General features: G+C 73.0%; 21 protein-coding genes. 11 read left to right on the top strand and 10 right to left on the bottom strand.

Annotation, left to right across the window (positions count from 1 at the left end):
• Positions 1 to 62: 62 nt before the first annotated feature.
• Positions 63 to 1,031 (bottom strand): diacylglycerol/lipid kinase family protein, encoded by a 969-nt coding sequence (locus tag ACGFZN_RS14100; protein ID WP_393858706.1) that lies wholly within the window; start codon positions 1,029 to 1,031, stop codon positions 63 to 65.
• A 147-nt stretch (positions 1,032 to 1,178) separates the two neighbouring features.
• On the opposite strand from ACGFZN_RS14100, the gene ACGFZN_RS14095 reads away from it, so the two are divergent.
• Complete coding sequence (locus ACGFZN_RS14095; RefSeq protein ID WP_393858705.1) at positions 1,179 to 1,625, top strand: hypothetical protein; 447 nt, start codon at positions 1,179 to 1,181, stop codon at positions 1,623 to 1,625.
• Positions 1,626 to 1,642: 17 nt separating this feature from the next.
• On the opposite strand, the gene ACGFZN_RS14090 is transcribed toward ACGFZN_RS14095, so the two are convergent.
• The 3 genes from ACGFZN_RS14090 to ACGFZN_RS14080 form a co-directional block, all read right to left on the bottom strand.
• Positions 1,643 to 2,740 (bottom strand): RNA polymerase sigma factor SigF, encoded by a 1,098-nt coding sequence (locus tag ACGFZN_RS14090; protein WP_393858704.1) that lies wholly within the window; start codon positions 2,738 to 2,740, stop codon positions 1,643 to 1,645.
• 17 nt (positions 2,741 to 2,757) lie between these two features.
• Positions 2,758 to 3,174 carry an anti-sigma regulatory factor gene (locus ACGFZN_RS14085; protein WP_055705999.1) on the bottom strand — a complete coding sequence of 139 codons (417 nt, stop codon included), beginning with the start codon at positions 3,172 to 3,174 and terminating at the stop codon, positions 2,758 to 2,760.
• Positions 3,175 to 3,498: 324 nt separating this feature from the next.
• Positions 3,499 to 3,759 (bottom strand): UBP-type zinc finger domain-containing protein, encoded by a 261-nt coding sequence (locus ACGFZN_RS14080; RefSeq protein ID WP_393858703.1) that lies wholly within the window; start codon positions 3,757 to 3,759, stop codon positions 3,499 to 3,501.
• A gap of 61 nt (positions 3,760 to 3,820) precedes the next feature.
• On the opposite strand from ACGFZN_RS14080, the gene ACGFZN_RS14075 reads away from it, so the two are divergent.
• Entirely contained in the window at positions 3,821 to 5,416 is a 1,596-nt protein-coding gene (locus ACGFZN_RS14075) for a Na+/H+ antiporter (protein WP_393858702.1), read from the top strand.
• Positions 5,417 to 5,418: 2 nt separating this feature from the next.
• Here the strand turns inward: ACGFZN_RS14075 and ACGFZN_RS14070 are convergent, their stop codons facing one another.
• Positions 5,419 to 6,312 (bottom strand): 1-aminocyclopropane-1-carboxylate deaminase/D-cysteine desulfhydrase, encoded by an 894-nt coding sequence (locus tag ACGFZN_RS14070; RefSeq protein ID WP_393858701.1) that lies wholly within the window; start codon positions 6,310 to 6,312, stop codon positions 5,419 to 5,421.
• A gap of 180 nt (positions 6,313 to 6,492) precedes the next feature.
• Here ACGFZN_RS14070 and ACGFZN_RS14065 point away from each other — a divergent pair, with 180 nt between their 5' ends.
• From ACGFZN_RS14065 to ACGFZN_RS14055, 3 genes are all read left to right on the top strand, one after another.
• On the top strand, positions 6,493 to 7,899 hold the full coding sequence (locus tag ACGFZN_RS14065; protein WP_393858700.1) for a family 2B encapsulin nanocompartment shell protein: 1,407 nt from the start codon (positions 6,493 to 6,495) through the stop codon (positions 7,897 to 7,899).
• A 112-nt stretch (positions 7,900 to 8,011) separates the two neighbouring features.
• Positions 8,012 to 9,187: a family 2 encapsulin nanocompartment cargo protein polyprenyl transferase gene (locus ACGFZN_RS14060; RefSeq protein ID WP_393858699.1), complete on the top strand. Its 1,176-nt coding sequence runs from the start codon at positions 8,012 to 8,014 to the stop codon at positions 9,185 to 9,187.
• A 463-nt stretch (positions 9,188 to 9,650) separates the two neighbouring features.
• Positions 9,651 to 9,983 carry a DUF952 domain-containing protein gene (locus ACGFZN_RS14055; RefSeq protein ID WP_393858698.1) on the top strand — a complete coding sequence of 111 codons (333 nt, stop codon included), beginning with the start codon at positions 9,651 to 9,653 and terminating at the stop codon, positions 9,981 to 9,983.
• Positions 9,984 to 10,046: 63 nt separating this feature from the next.
• On the opposite strand, the gene ACGFZN_RS14050 is transcribed toward ACGFZN_RS14055, so the two are convergent.
• Both ACGFZN_RS14050 and ACGFZN_RS14045 read right to left on the bottom strand, forming a co-directional pair.
• Positions 10,047 to 10,463 (bottom strand): VOC family protein, encoded by a 417-nt coding sequence (locus ACGFZN_RS14050; protein WP_330337857.1) that lies wholly within the window; start codon positions 10,461 to 10,463, stop codon positions 10,047 to 10,049.
• 76 nt (positions 10,464 to 10,539) lie between these two features.
• On the bottom strand, positions 10,540 to 10,938 hold the full coding sequence (locus ACGFZN_RS14045; RefSeq protein WP_330337856.1) for a helix-turn-helix transcriptional regulator: 399 nt from the start codon (positions 10,936 to 10,938) through the stop codon (positions 10,540 to 10,542).
• A 151-nt stretch (positions 10,939 to 11,089) separates the two neighbouring features.
• On the opposite strand from ACGFZN_RS14045, the gene ACGFZN_RS14040 reads away from it, so the two are divergent.
• The 3 genes from ACGFZN_RS14040 to ACGFZN_RS14030 are packed head-to-tail and all read left to right on the top strand — an operon-like array spanning position 11,090 to position 13,618.
• Positions 11,090 to 12,466 (top strand): rhodanese-like domain-containing protein, encoded by a 1,377-nt coding sequence (locus ACGFZN_RS14040; RefSeq protein ID WP_393858697.1) that lies wholly within the window; start codon positions 11,090 to 11,092, stop codon positions 12,464 to 12,466.
• A gap of 40 nt (positions 12,467 to 12,506) precedes the next feature.
• Positions 12,507 to 12,869, top strand: coding sequence for a rhodanese-like domain-containing protein (locus tag ACGFZN_RS14035; RefSeq protein ID WP_393858696.1), 363 nt, complete (start codon positions 12,507 to 12,509; stop codon positions 12,867 to 12,869).
• Complete coding sequence (locus ACGFZN_RS14030; RefSeq protein WP_393858695.1) at positions 12,866 to 13,618, top strand: sulfite exporter TauE/SafE family protein; 753 nt, start codon at positions 12,866 to 12,868, stop codon at positions 13,616 to 13,618. The genes ACGFZN_RS14035 and ACGFZN_RS14030 overlap by 4 nt, the downstream gene beginning before the upstream one ends.
• Positions 13,619 to 13,656: 38 nt before the next feature.
• Here the strand turns inward: ACGFZN_RS14030 and ACGFZN_RS14025 are convergent, their stop codons facing one another.
• Positions 13,657 to 13,938: a metal-sensitive transcriptional regulator gene (locus ACGFZN_RS14025; protein WP_010358257.1), complete on the bottom strand. Its 282-nt coding sequence runs from the start codon at positions 13,936 to 13,938 to the stop codon at positions 13,657 to 13,659.
• A 78-nt stretch (positions 13,939 to 14,016) separates the two neighbouring features.
• On the opposite strand from ACGFZN_RS14025, the gene ACGFZN_RS14020 reads away from it, so the two are divergent.
• Positions 14,017 to 14,583, top strand: a complete 567-nt coding sequence (locus ACGFZN_RS14020; RefSeq protein WP_393858694.1) for a rhodanese-like domain-containing protein — start codon at positions 14,017 to 14,019, stop codon at positions 14,581 to 14,583.
• Positions 14,584 to 14,791: 208 nt separating this feature from the next.
• Here the strand turns inward: ACGFZN_RS14020 and sodN are convergent, their stop codons facing one another.
• A complete protein-coding gene (gene sodN / locus ACGFZN_RS14015; protein WP_330337855.1) occupies positions 14,792 to 15,187 on the bottom strand; it encodes a superoxide dismutase, Ni in 396 nt (131 codons plus the stop codon).
• 145 nt (positions 15,188 to 15,332) lie between these two features.
• On the opposite strand from sodN, the gene sodX reads away from it, so the two are divergent.
• Positions 15,333 to 15,767, top strand: a complete 435-nt coding sequence (gene sodX / locus ACGFZN_RS14010) for a nickel-type superoxide dismutase maturation protease (RefSeq protein WP_393858983.1) — start codon at positions 15,333 to 15,335, stop codon at positions 15,765 to 15,767.
• Here sodX and ACGFZN_RS14005 read toward each other — a convergent pair.
• Entirely contained in the window at positions 15,671 to 16,300 is a 630-nt protein-coding gene (locus tag ACGFZN_RS14005) for a CGNR zinc finger domain-containing protein (protein ID WP_393858693.1), read from the bottom strand. The genes sodX and ACGFZN_RS14005 overlap by 97 nt on opposite strands.
• A gap of 96 nt (positions 16,301 to 16,396) precedes the next feature.
• On the opposite strand from ACGFZN_RS14005, the gene ACGFZN_RS14000 reads away from it, so the two are divergent.
• Positions 16,397 to 17,155, top strand: coding sequence for a class I SAM-dependent methyltransferase (locus tag ACGFZN_RS14000; protein ID WP_393858692.1), 759 nt, complete (start codon positions 16,397 to 16,399; stop codon positions 17,153 to 17,155).
• The last annotated feature ends 30 nt before the right edge of the window (positions 17,156 to 17,185 follow it).

Below are 17,185 nucleotides of genomic sequence, written 5' to 3'. Positions count from 1 at the left end.
GTACTTCCATGGGGTGGATCCTGGCCTAAACGTTCGAGTGAAAGGACTTTTGCCTCTTCCGCTCACACAATCACACGCAGTGCACGGCGTACACCTGTGAACGTCACGCTCGTACGCAGTCCCAGGTGGTCTCCGTCCATCTGCAGGGGCAGAGGAGCCTTCGAATGCAAGGTGAAGTGATCCAGATCGTGCAGTGAGACCACGTGCTTGCCATGGGGTCCACGCTCGGGGGACGAAGTGAGCAACTGGGTGCCATACCGGGCAACCGCGGCCGTCGACAGACGGCTGAGACCGAGCACGTCGACGCCGGTGTCGAACGAGGCCTTGGGTGACGTGTACATGGGGCGATTGCCGAGATACGTCCACGGGGACGTGTTCGAGACTATGGCCACCACCAGATCGGTGACCGGGTCCTCGCCGGGCCGCTCCAGGGTGATCGTGCCGTGCCGGCGGTTCGGCTCGCCGAGGAACTGCCGGACCACCTGACGCACGTACAGCGCATGGGTCGACTTCTTCCCGCGCTCCCGCTGCTGCTCGACCCGTCCGACGACCCCCGCGTCGAACCCGAGCCCCGCGTTGAAGGTGAACCAGCGGTCCGGGACCGCCTCGTCCTCGGTGCCGGGCGTGCCGGAGGTCAGACCGAGCCCGACGATCCGCTCCCTGCCCTCCCGCAGCGCGTCCAGCAGGGCGCCGGTGGCCTCGACCGGGTCGTTCGGCAGGCCCAGGGCGCGCGCGAAGACGTTCGTGGAGCCGCCGGGCACCACCGCCAGACCGGGCAGGCGGTCCAGTGCCGGACCGGCGTGCAGGAGACCGTTGACGACCTCGTTGACCGTGCCGTCGCCGCCGAGGGCCACCACGAGGTCGATGTCCTCGCTGTCCGCCGCCTGCCGGCCGAGGTCGCGCGCGTGGCCGCGGTACTCGGTGGTGACCGCCTCCAGCTTCATCTCGCTCGCCAGCGCGTGGATCAGCACGTCACGTCTGCGTGCGCTTGTGGTGGTTGCCGCCGGATTGACCACGAGAAGTGCACGCATGCAGGGCAGCGTACCTACTGGGGGGTACCTGGCCCAGACCGAGGTAGGGATCCGGTAAGAGACGCAGGCGTGAGCCTGGCCACGTGGGGCCCCGCCGCGCCGGAGCCGCCCGTCGGACACCGCCCGGGCCCCGGCTACCCTGCTGGGGTGAGCAGTCAGCAGAAGCCCGCCCAGGACACCGCCGAAGCCCCCGCCGGCCCCCGGCCCCGCCGGCTGACCTATGCCGCCGTGCTGGCCGGGCTGGAAGGCGTCGCGCTGGTGGCCGGCGGCCTGTGGGTGCTCGTGCTCGGGATCGCCGGCGACCCGGACGACCGGCAGCAGGCCGTGACCCTCGGCGTCACGCTCGTCGTCCTCGCCCTGCTGCCGCTGCTCGCCGCGCGCGGACTGCTGCTGCGGCGCAGCTGGAGCCGCGGGCCGGCGGTGATCACCCAGCTCATGGCGCTGCCGATCGCCTACAACCTGCTCAAGGCGGACAGCATGGCCATCCCCGCCGGTGCCGTCATCGCGGTCGTCGCCGTGGCGGCGCTGGTGCTGCTCGTCAACGGCGAGACGACCCGGGCCCTCGGCATCAAGGGACCGGGCCGCGCCGAGTAGCCCGCGCTCTCGTCCTGCTACTCCTCCACCAGCAGCTTCTCCCGCAGCTGGGCCAGGGTGCGGGCCAGCAGCCGGGAGACGTGCATCTGGGAGATGCCGACCTCCTGCGCGATCTGCGACTGGGTCATGTTCCCGAAGAAGCGCAGCAGCAGGATCCGCTTCTCGCGCGGCGGAAGGTCCTCCAGCAGCGGCTTGAGCGACTCCCGGTACTCCACGCCCTCCAGCGCCTCGTCCTCCGCGCCGAGGGTGTCGGCGACCGCCGGGGACTCGTCGTCGGTGTCGGGGACGTCCAGGGACAGCGTGGAGTACGCGTTGGCGGACTCCAGGCCCTCCAGGACCTCCTCCTCCGAGATCGCGAGCTTCTCGGCCAGCTCGTGGACCGTGGGGGAGCGGCCGTGCAGCTGGGACAGCTCGGCCGTCGCCGTGGTCAGCGACAGGCGCAGCTCCTGCAGCCGGCGCGGCACCCGGACCGCCCAGCCCTTGTCCCGGAAGTGCCGCTTGATCTCGCCGACCACGGTCGGGGTGGCGTACGTGGAGAACTCCACGCCGCGCTCCGGGTCGAACCGGTCGACGGACTTGATCAGACCGATCGTGGCGACCTGGGTGAGGTCGTCCAGCGGCTCGCCGCGGTTGCGGAACCGGCGGGCCAGGTGCTCCACGAGCGGCAGGTGCATACGGACCAGCTGGTTGCGCAGCTCCGCGTACTCCGGGCTGCCCGGGTCCAGCGCGCGCAGCTTCACGAACATCGCCCGCGCCCCGCTGCGGTCCGCCGGGTCGTGCTGCACGGCCGGTACGGCCTCCGTGTTCAGCGCCTCGTCCCCGGCGTACCGCTCGTGCTCGCTCATCGTCCCGCCCGTAGCCCTTCTGCGAGCCCTGGCCCCCGTGCGGCCGCGGGGCCCTGCCGGTGGTGCGTCCTGGACGGCGCCGTCACCACCGATCCGCGCGGAGTCGTCCTCCGGATGCGGCCTGGCCTGCTCGGGGATGCCGTCGACGCCGTCCGTCATGCGCCGGGACATGCCCGGGGCAGCCGCCCCGGAGACGTCGTCCGTGCTCGGCCAGGGGGCACCCCCGTCCCCGGCCGGCAGCTCCCGTGTGCCGCGCTCTTCGTCCCGCACCGGACCGTCCCCGTTCCTCACGCCGGGCCGGGGCCCGCGCCGCGCTGTTTGTAGAGGCTGATCGACACGGTCTTGTCCTCGTCGACGGCGGACGAGACCTTGCCCGCGAGGGCCGAGAGCACGGTCCAGGCGAAGGTGTCCCGCGACGGGGCGTGACCGTCCGTGGTCGGCGCCGAGACCGTGACCTCCAGCGAGTCGTCGACGAGCCGGAAGACACAGCCGAGCACGGAGCCGGGCACGGCCTGTTGGAGCAGGATCGCGCAGGCCTCGTCCACGGCGATGCGCAGGTCCTCGATCTCGTCCAGGGTGAAGTCCAAGCGGGCCGCGAGACCGGCCGTGGCCGTCCGCAGCACCGACAGGTAGGCACCCGCGGCCGGCAGCCGGACTTCCACGAAGTCCTGATTCGCCGCGGGCTCGCCTGCGATCTGGGACACCCTCACCTCCATGGTGGTACAAGCTCTACGGGGCCGAGGGTCGCCCCCCGGGGTAACGCGTACGTGGTTCCGCGGTGACGCTATCGCGCTCCGAACGGTCCTGTCCCGGGACCCCAACCCCCCTGGCGTCACTCACAGTAAAGCTGTGTATACGCTCCGTGTCTAGAGGGTTCGCGCCCCCAAATGGGAACAGCGCGCGCCGGATTGACGTACCCAGACGTCAGACGCCCGAACCGTCGCCAGGCGGCCACCGCATGCAGTGTCACACGACGACGGGGTCGAACGGGAACACGATCCCGGGAATCCCGCCGACGGCCGGGGCGCTCAGACCAGCACGTGGTCGACGAAGCACCACCGCCAGTCCTCGCCGGGCTCGAACGTCCGCATCACCGGGTGACCGGAGTCCTCGTGGTGCCGTGTCGCGTGCCTGCCGGGCGAGGAGTCGCAGCAGCCCACGTGGCCGCAGGAAAGGCACAGGCGCAGCTGGACCGGGTGCGTGCCGTCCCGGAGGCACTCCGGGCAGGTGCGGTCGAGCGGCTCCGGCTCCGGGTGCGGCAGCGCGTCGGCGTGCGTGCACTGTTTCATGATTGCCAGATTACGACGGGCGTGCGGGTGACCGCGCGGAAAACGAGGGTGGGCGAGGTCCATGGACGTGATGCCGCTGCTGTTGCTGGTGGCGGGCAGTGCGGCGGTCGCGGGGGCCGCCCGGCGCACCCCGGTGCCGGCGCCGCTGCTGCTGGTCGCCGCGGGCCTTGCGGTGTCGTACCTGCCCGGGGTCCCGCACTACACCCTGGACCCGGACATCGTCCTGCCGCTGGTGCTGCCGCCGCTGCTGTACAAGGAGGGCACCGAGAGCTCCTACCTGGATCTGCGCGCCCAGATGCGGCCCGTGGGGCTGCTGTCGATCGGGTACGTGCTGTTCGCGACCTTCGCCGTCGGCTGGGTCGCCTACCTCGTCGTACCGGGGCTGCCGCTGCCCGCCGCGCTGGTGCTGGGCGCGGTGGTCGCGCCGACGGACGCGGTCGCGGCCGCGTCGATCGCGCGCCGGGTCGGCCTGCCCTCCCGGATCACCACCATCCTGCAGGGCGAGTCGCTGCTCAACGACGCCACCGCGATCACCGCCTACCGCGTGGCGCTGGCCGCCGCCGTCGGCGAGGGCGCCACCTGGGCGGGCGGAATCGGCGAGTTCCTGCGGGCCGCCATCGGGGGCGTCGTCGTCGGCCTGGTGCTCATGGTGCCGATCCACTGGCTGCGCACCCACCTGAAGGAGGTCCTGCTCCAGAACACCCTCTCCCTGCTGATCCCGTTCGTCGCCTACGGCGTCGCCGAGCAGTTCCACGGCTCCGGCGTCCTCGCGGTCGTGGTGGTCGCGGTCTATCTCGGGCACCGCGCGTGGGAGGTCGACTTCGCCACCCGGCTGCAGGAGGACGCGGTGTGGCGGATGGTCGCCTTCCTGCTGGAGTCGGCGGTGTTCGCGCTGATCGGCCTGCAACTGCCCACCGTCCTCAAGGGACTGGGCGACTACCGGGGCGCCGAGGCTGCCTGGTACGCGATCGCGGTCTTCCTGGTGGTGGTCGCGGCCCGCTTCGCGTGGGTGTTCCCGGCGACGTTCCTGCCCCGCGCGCTGTTCCGGCGCATCAGGGAGCGGGAGCAGGACACCACCTGGCGGGCGCCGGTGGTGACCGGGTGGGCCGCCATGCGCGGGGTGGTCTCCCTGGCCATCGCGTTCTCCATCCCGCTCACCGTGCACGGCGGGGCCCCCTTCCCGCAGCGCAACCTGATCCTGTTCCTGACCTTCACCACGGTCATCGGCACCCTCGTGGTGCAGGGCCTCACCCTGGCGCCCCTGATCCGGCTGCTGCGGTTCCCCGGCCGCGACCCGCAGGCCGAGACGCTCGCCGAGGCCAACGCCCAGGCACAGGCCTCCCTGGCCGCCGCGAAGCGCCTGGACGACCTTCTCGCCGACGAGCGCAACACCCTGCCCCCGCCGCTCGCCGACCGGCTGCGCACGGTCCTGGAGCGCCGCCGCAACGCCGTCTGGGAGCGCCTCGGCCAGACCAACCCGATCACCGGGGAGTCCGTGGACGACACCTACCGGCGGCTGTCCCGCGAGGTGATCGGCACCGAACGCGCGGTCTTCGTCAGGCTCCGCGACCACCGCTACATCGACGACGAGATGCTGCGCGCGCTGCTCAGGCGCCTGGACCTGGAGGAGGCGGCGGCCTACCGGGAGGCGGAGTAGCGCTACGGGAACGGGCGCCCGGTGACGACGGCGGCGACCGTCGTCCCGCGCGGGAAGGCGCCCTCCTCCGCGAGGGCGACCAGTCCGTAGAGCAACTTGGCGACATAGAGACGTTCGACGGGCAGGTCGTGACGGTCCTCGAAGTCGTCCGCGAACGCGTGCAGCGCGGGCGTCGTACGGGCGTACCCGCCGAAGTGGAAGCGCTCGTCCAGGGACCAGTCGCCTCTGCGTCCGCCGAAGGCACGTTCCTGCAGCGCCTCCACCTCCGCGCCCAGGAAGCCGCCCTTCAGGACCGGGACGCCGAGCGCGCGCTGCCCCGGTCCCAGGCCGGCGGCCAGGCCCGCGAGCGTGCCGCCGGTGCCGCAGGCCACGGCGGCCACATCGGCGTGCCCGCGCAGTTCCTCGCCCAGCGCCCGGCACCCGCGCACGGCCGCGCCGTTGCTCCCGCCCTCGGGCACGACGTACGCCCCCTCGGCGCCGGCCGCGCGCAGGAGGGACGTCAGCGTCTCCGGCTCGTGCTTGTGCCGGTACGTCGATCTGTCGACGAAGTGCAGCCGCATGCCGTCCGCGGCGCACCGGGCCAGGGAGGGGTTCAGCGGCCGGCCGGCCAGTTCCTCGCCGCGGACCACGCCGGTGGTGTCCAGGCCCAGGATGCGGCCCGCGGCGGCGGTGGCCCGCAGGTGGTTCGAGTACGCCCCGCCGAAGGTGACCAGCGGCCGGCCCCGCGCCGCCTCGATGTTCGGCACCAGCTTGCGCCACTTGTTGCCGATCAGCTCCGGGTGGATCAGGTCGTCGCGCTTGAGCAGCAGCCGCAGTCCGCGCCGCCCGAACCGCTCGTCGTCCACCTCGTGCAGGGGGGAGGGCAGGCGGGGGCTGAGCGGGGCAGGGCTGGTCACCGGTCCATTGTCCGCACCCGCACACACGGTGCGCGAGATCCCTCTTCCTGCCCAGTAGTCCGATGATCCATTCCCGCTCTTTCAGGTAATTGAGCGATGACGCTCCGTGCTGGAAGGCTCGGTGCCGAGACCGGTGCCCCCTGCGATTCGGCGCCGGGCATACCTGGGAGGCAATTCTCTATGTCGGTAGGCGAAGAGGTCCGCACGGATCAGGGCAAGCCGCAGCAGTCCCTCGGGACGGCGGCAGCGCGGAACCTGGCCACCACCACCAAGTCCGTTCCGCAGATGCAGGAGATCAGCTCCCGCTGGCTGCTGCGCACACTCCCGTGGGTCGACGTCCAGGGCGGCACGTACCGGGTCAACCGGCGGCTCGCGTACGCCGTCGGCGACGGCCGCATCACCTTCGTGAAGACCGGGGACCGGGTCGAGGTGATCCCGGCCGAACTCGGCGAGCTGCCGGCCCTGCGCGGCTACGAGGACGAGGAGGTGCTGGCGGAGCTGGCCCGGCGCTGCCGCCAGCGCGACTTCGCCCCCGGTCAGGTGATCGCCGACTTCGGCAACCGCACGGGCGAGGTGTACCTGCTGGCGCACGGCAGGGTCGAGAAGATCGGCACCGGCCCCTACGGCGACGACGCCGTCCTCGGAGTCCTCGCCGACGGCGCCTACTTCGGCGACCAGGCGCTGCTGGACCCGGACGCCATCTGGGAGTACACCGTCCGCGCGGACACCCCGACCACCGTGCTGATCCTCAGCCGCGACGACTTCGAGCGGATCGCGGAGCGCGCCGACAGCCTGCGCGACCACCTCCAGCGGCTGCGTTCGACGCCGGAGCAGCGGACCAACAAGTACGGCGAGAAGGAGGTCGAGCTGGCGGCCGGCCACTCCGGCGAGCCCGACATCCCGCACACCTTCGTCGACTACGAACCCCGGCCCCGCGAGTACGAGCTGAGCATCGCCCAGACCGTGCTGCGCATCCACACGCGCGTGGCCGACCTGTACAACCAGCCGATGAACCAGACCGAGCAGCAGCTCAGGCTCACGGTCGAGGCCCTCAAGGAGCGCCAGGAACACGAGCTGATCAACAACCGCGACTTCGGCCTGCTGCACAACTGCGAGTACGACCAGCGGATCCAGCCGCACGACGGCGTGCCCGGCCCGGACGACATGGACGAGCTGCTCAGCCGCCGCCGCAGCACCAAGCTGTTCCTGGCCCACCCGCGCGCGATCGCCGCGTTCGGGCGCGAGCTGAACAAGCGCGGACTGGTCCCGGAGACGATCGAGATCGCCGGCAACCGCATCCCGACCTGGCGCGGCGTGCCGATCTACCCGTGCAACAAGATCCCGGTCAGCCCGCAGCGCACGACCTCGATCATCGCGATGCGCACCGGCGAGCAGGACCAGGGCGTCATCGGCCTCAGGCAGTCGGGCATCCCGGACGAGATCGAGCCGAGCCTGTCCGTGCGGTTCATGGGCATCAACGAACAGGCCGTCATCAAGTACCTGGTGACGGCGTACTACTCGGCCGCCGTGCTGGTCCCCGACGCGCTCGGCGTGCTGGAGAACGTCGAGATCGGCCGGTGGAGGTGACGTTTCCGCACTTCGCGGCCGTGTCCCCGCCCGCCGGGCGGGGTAGACCCTCGGAATATGCGTCCGGCCGGGCCGGCGACGCCGGTGTCCGCGGACCTGTCGAGGGGGAGACATGGCCGAGTTCATGACGGAGACCGAACGGCGTTCCCCCGCCGTGCCGCACCCGGGCACGGCGGGGGACCGGCGGGCAGGGACCGGCGACACCGGTGCGGGCCCGCTCGACCGGCACGCCGGGGGACGGCGCGAAGGACACCCCGACACACCGGAGGCGGCGGTGCTGCTCGAGCGCACCCGGGCCGCCGTCGACCCGGAGCTGCGCGCGGCCCTCGCCTCGCTGCCCGGACCGCTGCGCCGTATCGCGCTCTACCACTTCGGCTGGCAGAACGCGGACGGCACCGCGGCGGCCGGCAACGCGGGCAAGGCGATCCGGCCCGCGCTCGTCCTCGCGGCGGCCGAGGCCCTCGGCGGACCGGCGGCCCGCACGGCGGCGGTCCGGGCGGCGGTGGCGGTGGAACTGGTCCACAACTTCACGCTGTTGCACGACGACGTGATGGACCGGGACACCTCCCGCCGGCACCGGCCCACCGCCTGGACCGTGTTCGGCGCGGCCGACGCGATCCTCGCCGGCGACGCCCTCCAGGCGCTGGCCCTGCGGCTGCTCGCCGAGGACCCGCACCCCGCCTCCGGGCCGGCCGCGGCCCGGCTCGCGGGCTGTGTCGTGGAGCTGTGCGCCGGACAGCACACCGACACGGACATGGAGCACCGGGCGCCGGACGAGGTCACCCTCGACGAGGTGCTCGCCATGGCCGAGGCGAAGACCGGCGCCCTGCTCGGCTGCGCCTGCGCCCTCGGCGCGCTGTACGCGGGCGCCGGGGACGACGAGGTGGCGGCGCTGGACGGCTTCGGCCGTCAGGCGGGGCTCGCCTTCCAGCTGATCGACGACGTCATCGGCATATGGGGCGACCCCCGGCACACCGGGAAGCCGGCCGGCGCCGACCTCGCGGCCCGCAAGAAGTCGCTGCCCGTGGTGGCGGCCCTCGCCTCCGGCACCGAGGCGGCGGCCGAACTCGCCGAGCTGTACGGCAAGCCGTACGTCTCGGGTGACGACGAGGGCATCGCGCGCACCGCACGGACCGTGGAGCGGGCGGGCGGCCGGGACTGGGCCCAGGCCGAGGCGGCCGACCGGATGGCGCGCGCCGTGCAGGAGCTGTCCCGCGCGGTGCCCGTCCCGGAGGCGGCGGGCGGTCTGCTGGCACTCGCCGAGTTCGTGACCCGGCGCAGCAGCTGACCCCGAGAACCCGGAGCCCGGGCGCGCGCGGAACCTGACCCCGCACGCCCGTGCCTCCGGCCGGGCGGCACCCACCACCCCCTCCCGGCGCTCCGGACGGTTCCGGCCCTTTGCGCGGGCACCGCGTGAGCGGCGGACCCGCTCCGTGGGGTGTGCGGGGACGTGGGCGCGCGGGTTCGGCGGCGCGCTGGATCGCTGCCCGGCCTACCCTTGAGGGTATGGACGGCGAGGATCACGTCTGTCCCGTCTGCGGGCAGCCCGTCGACACGGTCGTAGGGCGGCGCAAGACGCTGGGCGCCTGGGTGCCGGTCTGGGGGCCCGGCCCCTGCCGGAACCCCGGCTGCGCCGCTTCCCGGGAGCCTTCCGGGGCCCCGGTCCGGGCCGACGGAACCGGGCAGCCGCGCCCCGGCGGTTCCGCGGCCGGAACCTCCTGAGCTCACGGCAGACGCCGTAGCGTGGGCGCATGCCGAAACTGCCCCGCATCTTCCACATCACCGAGCGCTCCCTGTGGGAAGCGGCCCGTGAGCGCGGCGCCTACGAGGTGTCGACCCGTGGCCGCACCCTGCGGGAAGAGGGCTTCATCCACTTCTCCACCCGCGAACAGCTGCCGCGCATCGCCGAGTTCCTCTACGGCGGCTACGACGGCCCGGACGAGCTGGTGGTCCTGGTGGTGGACCCCGCGCTGGTCGGAGCGCCGGTGAAGTACGAGGCCGCGGAACCGGGCGGGGAGGAGTTCCCGCACGTCTACGGGCCGGTGCCGGCGGACGCCGTGGTGGAGGTGGAGCCCTGGGGATGACCGGCGACGGGCCGCCTCAGGGCTCGGCGTGCGGGCGCGAACTCCCCGTACCCGCCGGGGGTTTCACTCCGCGGGCCGCTGGAGGAAGCGCAGCTGGTTGCCCGCCGGGTCCCGGAAGGCGCAGTCGCGCACCCCGTACGGCTGGTCCGTCGGCTCCTGGAGGACGTCGGCGCCGGACGCCCGCACCCGCTCGAAGAGCGCGTCGCAGTCCTCGGTCGTGAAGATGACCCCCCTCAGCATGCCCTTGGCCAGCAGCTCCGCGAGCGCCTGCCGGTCGGCGGGGGAGGCGTCCGGGTTCGCGCCGGGCGGCTCCAGCACGATCTCGACGTCCGGCTGGAGCGGCGAGCCCAGCGTCACCCAGCGCATGCCCTCGAAGCCCACGTCGTTGCGGACCTCCAGGCCGAGCACGTCACGGTAGAAGGCGAGCGCCTTGTCATGGTCGTCCACCGCGATGAAGCACTGCTTGAGTTTCACGTCCATGGCCACACGCTAGGCCCATCCGCGCGGGTGCGCGCGCGAGTGGACGAGGCGGGCGCGGACGCCGGGCACCGGACGCTCAGTAGGGCCTGCGGCGGGGCCGGGTGAACGTACGGGCCACGCAGGACGGGATCACCGCGCTCTCCTGGTGGTCGCGGGCCCGGTAGGCGCTCGGCGTCTCCCCGACCAGCTCGGTGAAGCGGGAGCTGAAGGAGCCGAGCGACGTACAGCCCACGGCCAGGCAGACCTCGGTGACGGTGAGGTCGCCCCGCCGCAGCAGCGCCTTGGCCCGCTCGATCCTGCGGGTCATCAGATAGCTGTACGGCGTCTCCCCGAAGGCCTTGCGGAAGCTGCGCTGGAAGTGGCCCGGGGACATGTGGGCGCCGCGGGCCAGCTCGGTCATGTCGAGCGGCTCGGCGTACTCACGGTCCATACGGTCGCGCACCCGCCGCAGCCGTCTGAGGTCGTCCAGGGTCACGTCGACAGCTTGGCACACGGCACCGACAGCGCGGCCGTGCCCGCGTTCACGACCGTCATCGAAAGGCGCCGGAATACCCCCCTGGGTATAGCTGTTAGGGTGGGGGACAGATACCCCCGGGGGTACTTCCTTCCGAAAGGAGCCGTGCGCCGTGTTCTTCGTCGACACCCTGGAGGCCAAGGGCCTGGGAAACCGCAGCTACCTGGCCGGCGGCCCGCGCACCGCGGTGGTCGTGGACCCGCCGCGGGACATCGACCAGGTCATCGCCGCGGCAGCCCGCCGCGGGGTGCGCATCGCCTTCGTGGCCGAGACCCACGTGCACAACGACTACGTCACCGGCGGCCTGGAGCTGGCCCGCGTCACCGGCGCCCGGTACCTGGTGCCGGCCGGGGCGCACGTGTCGTTCGCCCGTACCCCGATCGCCGACGGTGACACCGTGACGGTGGACGAGGGCCTGGTCCTGCGCGCGATCGCCACTCCCGGGCACACCCCGCACCACACCTCCTACGCCCTGACCGAGGACGGGCACGGCGTGGCGGCGTTCACCGGCGGGTCGCTGCTGATCGGCACCGTCGGCCGCCCCGACCTGGTGGAGCCGCGGCTGACCGGTCAGCTGGCCCGGGCCCAGCACGCCTCCGCCCACCGGCTGGCCGACGAGCTGGCTGACGAGGTGCCGGTGCTGCCCACCCACGGGTTCGGCAGCTTCTGCTCCTCGTCCCAGGCCGAGGGGGACGCGACCACCATCGGCAGGGAGCGCGAGACGAACGACGCGCTGACCCTGGACGTGGACACCTTCGTCACCCGGATGCTCGCCGGGCTGGACGACGTGCCCGCCTACTACGCGCACATGGGCCCGGCCAACGCCGCGGGCCCCGCACCGGTCGACCTCACCGCGCCGAGCCCTGCGGACGCCGAGGAGATCGCCTCCCGGCTGGCCGCCGGGGAGTGGGTGGTGGACCTGCGCAGCCGCACCGCCTTCGCCGAGGGGCACGTGGCCGGTTCGTTCAACTTCGAGGGCGACGGCAAGCTCGCCACCTATCTCGCCTGGCTGATCCCGTGGGGCAAGCCCGTCACCCTGCTCGCCGCCACTGCGGAGCAGCTCGCCGCCGCGCAGCGGGAACTGGCGCGGGTGGGCATCGACCGCCCGGCCGCCGCCGCCACCGGCGACCCGGCCGGCTGGGTCCGCGAGGGCGAGCGGCTCGCCTCCTTCCCCCGCGCCCGCTTCGCCGGCCTCGCCGCCGTCCGCGAGCGAGGCGACGACGTGGTCGTTCTGGACGTGCGCCGGGACTCCGAGCGCGCCGGCGGCCACATCGACGGCTCGGTCCACATCCCGGTCCACGAACTGCACGGCCGTATGGGCGAGGTGCCGGACGGGGTGGTGTGGGTGCACTGCGCCGGCGGGATGCGCGCGGCGATCGCCGCCTCCCTGCTCGACGCCGCCGGCCGCGACGTGGTCGCCGTCGACGACGGCTTCGAGGCCGCCACCGAGGCCGGACTGACCCTCGTCCGCCCCGAGCGCACCGACTGACACGCCCCCCACGCGCCACCCGCACGAAAGTGATCGCACGATGTTCTCGTTCCTCCGCCGCGGCCCCGGCCGCCTCACCCCCCGGCAGGCCCGTCAACGGGCCGGCGACGGCACCGCCGTCCTGCCGGACGTCCGGCACACACCGGAGTGGCGCGCCGGGCACGCGCCCGGCGCGCCGCACCCGCCCCCTTCCCGCCTGACGGCCCGGGCACCGCTCCCGGCGGTCGCGCAGGGCAGGCCGGTGGTCACGGTCCGCCGCTCCGGTCACCGCTCCCGGCAGGCCGCGCGCCTGCCGGCCCGGCGCGGCGCTCAGCCCACGGACGTCATCGGCGGCATGACCGCCCGGGCGGGTGCGGGCCTGCCGGTCACCGGCCAGGGCGGCAGCGGCGGGGGCATGGCGTGAGCGCGGTGATCCTGGCCCTGATCGCGGGGGCGGTGGTCGGGCTGGCGCTCGGCGCGCTCGGCGGGGGCGGCAGCGTCCTGGCGGTACCCGCGCTGATCTACCTGCTCGGTTTCACCCCGGCCGCCGCCACCACCGCCGGCCTGGTCATCGTCACGTCGACCTCGCTCACCGCCCTGTACGCCCACGCCCGCGCCGGCAACGTCCGCTGGAGAGCCGGCGCCCTGTTCGCCGCGGCCGGACTCCTGCCCGCCGCCGCGGCCGGAGCCGCCGCGGGCCGCCTGCCCCAGCCGGTGCTGACAGCCGCGTTCGCCGCCGTGGCAGCGCTCGCCGCCGTCCGGATGCTGCGTCCCGGCCGCACCGCCACCGGCCCGGCGGCCGGCGGGTCACGGCCCGCCAAGGCCGCCGGCACCGGCGCGGGGCTGGGCGCGCTGACCGGTCTGCTCGGTGTCGGCGGGGGCTTCCTCGCCGTCCCGGCCCTGGTCACCGTGCTGGCGTTCGAGATGCAGGCCGCCGTGGGCACCAGCCTGCTGGTGATCTCGGCGAACTCGCTGGCGTCCCTGGCCACCCGTGGCGCCACCACCGCCGGCATCGACTGGGCGGTGACCGGCCCCTTCACCGGGGCGGCGATCCTGGGCGCCTGGGACGGCAAACGCCTGGCCGCCAAGGTCACCGGCACCCTGCTGCAGCGCACCTTCGCCGTCGTCCTGCTGGCCGTCGCCGCCTTCATGCTGACCGACGCCCTCACCTGAACGGCCGGACTGATGACTCGGCGCCGGGGCGGCGCGGCTCACGCCAGGGAGAGGAACAGCTTCTCCAGCCGGGTCCGCATCTGCTCCCGGTCGCCGGAGGCGGCCATGTCCGCGTCGGTCAGGCAGTGCTGCAGTCCGGTGGCGATGATCGCGAAACCCGCCTTGTCCAACGCCCGGGACGCCGCCGCGAGCTGCGTGACCACGTCCTCGCAGTCCCGCCCCTCCTCGATCATCTTGATCACACCGGCGATCTGGCCCTGCGCCCGGCGCAGCCGGTTGACCACCGTCTTCAGTTCCTCAGCAGCCATCGCCAGTTCCACAGCCCCACGCTCCTTCGAGATACCCCCGCGGGTATCCTATCGAAGGGGGTAACCCGAACCATGCAAAGGAAAATCCCCGTGGCACCCATCACCGCCCTCACCGTCGACCAGGCCGACGCCCGCCTGCACGAGCTGACCGTCATCGACGTGCGCACGCCGGGCGAATACGCCTCCGGCCATCTGCCCGGCGCCCACAACATCCCCCTGGACCACCTCGATGCGGCCGTGCCCGCCCTGAAGGCCGCCGCGGACCGCGGTGATCTCCTCATCGTGTGCGCCTCCGGCGCCCGTTCCGCGACCGCCTGCCGGCGCCTGGCCGACCAGGGCATCGCCGCGGCCACCCTCACCGGCGGCACCGCGGCCTGGACACAGCTCGGCCACGACACCCACCGACCCGCCGGCGCCCGCACTCCCTGGGCCATGGACCGCCAGGTCCGGCTCGCCGCCGGAACGCTGGTCCTGACCGGCCTGATCGCCGGACGACGCTGGAACGCGGCCCGCTGGCTCTCCGCGGGCGTCGCGGGCGGTCTGGTCTTCTCCGCCCTCACCGACACCTGCGGCATGGCGAAGATCCTGGCCAGGCTCCCCCACAACCAGCCGAGGGCCACCGACCTGGACGCCACCCTCGCCGCCCTGACGGGCTGACGCCACGACGCGCGCCCGGCCCGCGAGTTACACGCCGTCAGTTCACCGTGGCGGCGGGCGAGCCCGTCAACTGCAAGACCGCACCCGGTCCGTGCTGCACGCCGTGTTCGGCGGACAGCCGCCCGCCGTGCTCGGCGGACAGTGGACCGGGTGCGGACCGGAAGACCTGGCGACCAGGAAAGTCGCCGGCCGACGGCATGATCCGAGATCAGGCCTTCTTCGTCTCCCAGAAGATCTTGTCGATCTGGGCGATGTAGTCCAGAGCCTTCTGGCCCGTCGCCGGGTCGGTGGACGCCTTGGCGGCCGAGAGGGCCTTCAGGGTGTCGTTGACCAGCTGGTGCAGCTCCGGGTACTTCTCGAAGTGCGGGGCCTTGAAGTAGTCGCTCCAGAGGACGGAGACGTGGTGCTTGGCCAGCTCCGCGCGCTGCTCCTTGATGACGGTGGCACGCGCCTGGTAGTGGGGGTCGTCGTTGCCGGCCATCTTCTCCTGGATGGCCTTCACCGACTCCGCCTCGATGCGGGCCTGGGCCGGGTCGTACACGCCGCAGGGCAGGTCGCAGTGGGCGCTGACCTTGACCTTGGGGGCAAACAGGCGGGAAAGCATGGAGCATTCCTTCCTCGTGATCGTCTTCTCAGGTGCGACATTACTCCCTGGGGAAGGCGATTTCTCGGGTGCCCCCTAGGGCTTAGGACAAAAGTCCAGGGTCAGACTGAGACTGGTGGAGGAACGGACCGGGGAGGTGCCGGGCATGCCGGAGCTGTCGCAGGAGACGGAGCGGGGGAGGGCCGTTGCGCCGTTCGGACTGGCCGAGGTGACGGGCCCGTCCATGGTGCCCACGCTCCTGCACGGGGACCGGCTGCTGGTGCAGTACGGCGCGCTGGTCAGGCCGGGGGACGTCGTCGTCCTGCGTCATCCCTTCCAGCAGGACCTGCTCGTCGTCAAGCGCGCGGTGGAGCGCCGCGACGGCGGCTGGTGGGTGCTCGGGGACAACCCGTACGCGGGCGGGGACAGCACGGACTACGGGGTCGTGCCCGACGAGCTGATCCTCGGGCGGGCGCGCTTCCGTTACCGGCCGCTGCCGGGCGGTCAGCGCTCGCCGCTCGCGCTGGTGCGCTGGGCGCTGTCCGCGGCGAGGCCGCTGCTGCCCGACCGGTCGGCCTCCAGGCGCTTGCGGGCGCGGTAGGCGGCCACGTTGGCGCGGGTCGCGCAGCGGTCGGAGCAGTAGCGCCGCGAGCGGTTGGTGGACGTGTCCAGGAAGGCGTTGCGGCAGGGGGCGGCCTCGCACAGGCCCAGGCGGTCCACGCCGTACTCGGTGAGGTGGAAGGCCAGGCCCATCGCGGCGATCGCCGCGTACCCCGCGGTCGCGTTCGACGGGTGGTCGGCCAGGTGCATGTGCCACAGCGGGCGGCCGTCCTCGTCCCGGTAGTCGTGGCCGGAGATCTGCGGCGAGACCGGGAACTCCAGCAGCAGGGAGTTCAGCAGGTCCACCGCGAGGGTCTCGTCGCCCTTGTCGGCCGCCTCGAAGACCGCGCGCAGCCGCGCCCGCACCGAGCGGAAGCGGGTGACATCGGCGTCGGTGGCGCGGCGGGCCGCCGACGCGTTGGCCCCGAAGAGGTCGCGGACGGCCTCGACCGAGGTCAACGAGTCCTTGCCCCGGGCCGGTTCCTCGCTGTTGACGAGACGGACGGCGTAATCCGAGTAATAGGCCAGTTCCACTTGTAGTCCTTACGAGGGCGCTTTATGGTCGTGTCTGCGGTCGGTAACAGCCGGTCGTGCTTCCAGGGTATTACGCAGGCGAGGGGGGCAGGCTTCATGACGACGACTACGGGCACCGACTGGGCCGCGTGGCAGGAGAGCTGGGACCGGCAGCAGGAGTGGTACATGCCGGACCGCGAGGAGCGCTTCCGGATCATGCTCGACATGGTCGGGGCGCTGGTGGGCACGGCCCCGCGCGTCCTCGACCTCGCCTGCGGCACCGGCAGCATCACCGCCCGGCTGCTGCGCCGCTTCCCGCAGGCCACGAGCACCGGCGTCGACCTCGACCCGGCCCTGCTCGCCATCGCGCGCGGCACCTTCGAGGGCGACGAGCGCGTCCGTCTCGTCACCGCCGACCTCAAGGACCCCGGCTGGACGCAGCGGCTGCCGCACGACTCGTACGACGCCGTGCTGACCGCCACGGCCCTGCACTGGCTGCACAGCGAACCCCTCGCGACCCTCTACGGCCAGGTCGCGGGGCTGGTCCGCGACGGCGGTGTCTTCATGAACGCGGACCACATGATCGACGACAGCACGCCCCGGATCAACGCGGCGGAGCGCGCCCAGCGCCACGCGCGCATGGATCAGGCCAAGCGGGACGGCGCCCTGGACTGGGCCGAGTGGTGGCAGCTGGCTGCTGAGGACCCGGTCCTCGCCGAGCCCACCGCCCGCCGCTTCGAGATCTACGGCGAGCACGCCGACGGAGACACGCCGAGCGCGGCCTGGCACGCGCGCGTGCTGCGCGAGAAGGGCTTCGCGGAGGCCCGGCCGGTGTGGTGCTCGCCCTCCGACACGCTGCTGCTCGCCCTCAAGTAGCGGCCGGCCCGGGCACACGCGAAGGGGCGG

Source organism: Streptomyces sp. NPDC048192 (genome assembly GCF_043202415.1).
In the GTDB taxonomy this organism is placed as follows: domain Bacteria; phylum Actinomycetota; class Actinomycetes; order Streptomycetales; family Streptomycetaceae; genus Streptomyces.
Note: the sequence above shows the minus strand (reverse complement) of the source record. Positions and strands in the feature narration are given on the sequence as shown.

Coding starts and splice junctions, on each gene's coding strand:
- ACGFZN_RS14065 (WP_393858700.1), top strand. CDS start 6,493: ATGTCGGTAGGCGAAGAGGTCCGCACGGATCAGGGCAAGCCGCAGCAG.
- ACGFZN_RS14035 (WP_393858696.1), top strand. CDS start 12,507: ATGTTCTCGTTCCTCCGCCGCGGCCCCGGCCGCCTCACCCCCCGGCAG.
- ACGFZN_RS14060 (WP_393858699.1), top strand. CDS start 8,012: ATGGCCGAGTTCATGACGGAGACCGAACGGCGTTCCCCCGCCGTGCCG.
- ACGFZN_RS14080 (WP_393858703.1), bottom strand. CDS start 3,759: ATGAAACAGTGCACGCACGCCGACGCGCTGCCGCACCCGGAGCCGGAG.
- ACGFZN_RS14050 (WP_330337857.1), bottom strand. CDS start 10,463: ATGGACGTGAAACTCAAGCAGTGCTTCATCGCGGTGGACGACCATGAC.
- ACGFZN_RS14100 (WP_393858706.1), bottom strand. CDS start 1,031: ATGCGTGCACTTCTCGTGGTCAATCCGGCGGCAACCACCACAAGCGCA.
- ACGFZN_RS14000 (WP_393858692.1), top strand. CDS start 16,397: ATGACGACGACTACGGGCACCGACTGGGCCGCGTGGCAGGAGAGCTGG.
- ACGFZN_RS14075 (WP_393858702.1), top strand. CDS start 3,821: ATGGACGTGATGCCGCTGCTGTTGCTGGTGGCGGGCAGTGCGGCGGTC.
- sodX (WP_393858983.1), top strand. CDS start 15,333: ATGCCGGAGCTGTCGCAGGAGACGGAGCGGGGGAGGGCCGTTGCGCCG.
- sodN (WP_330337855.1), bottom strand. CDS start 15,187: ATGCTTTCCCGCCTGTTTGCCCCCAAGGTCAAGGTCAGCGCCCACTGC.
- ACGFZN_RS14055 (WP_393858698.1), top strand. CDS start 9,651: ATGCCGAAACTGCCCCGCATCTTCCACATCACCGAGCGCTCCCTGTGG.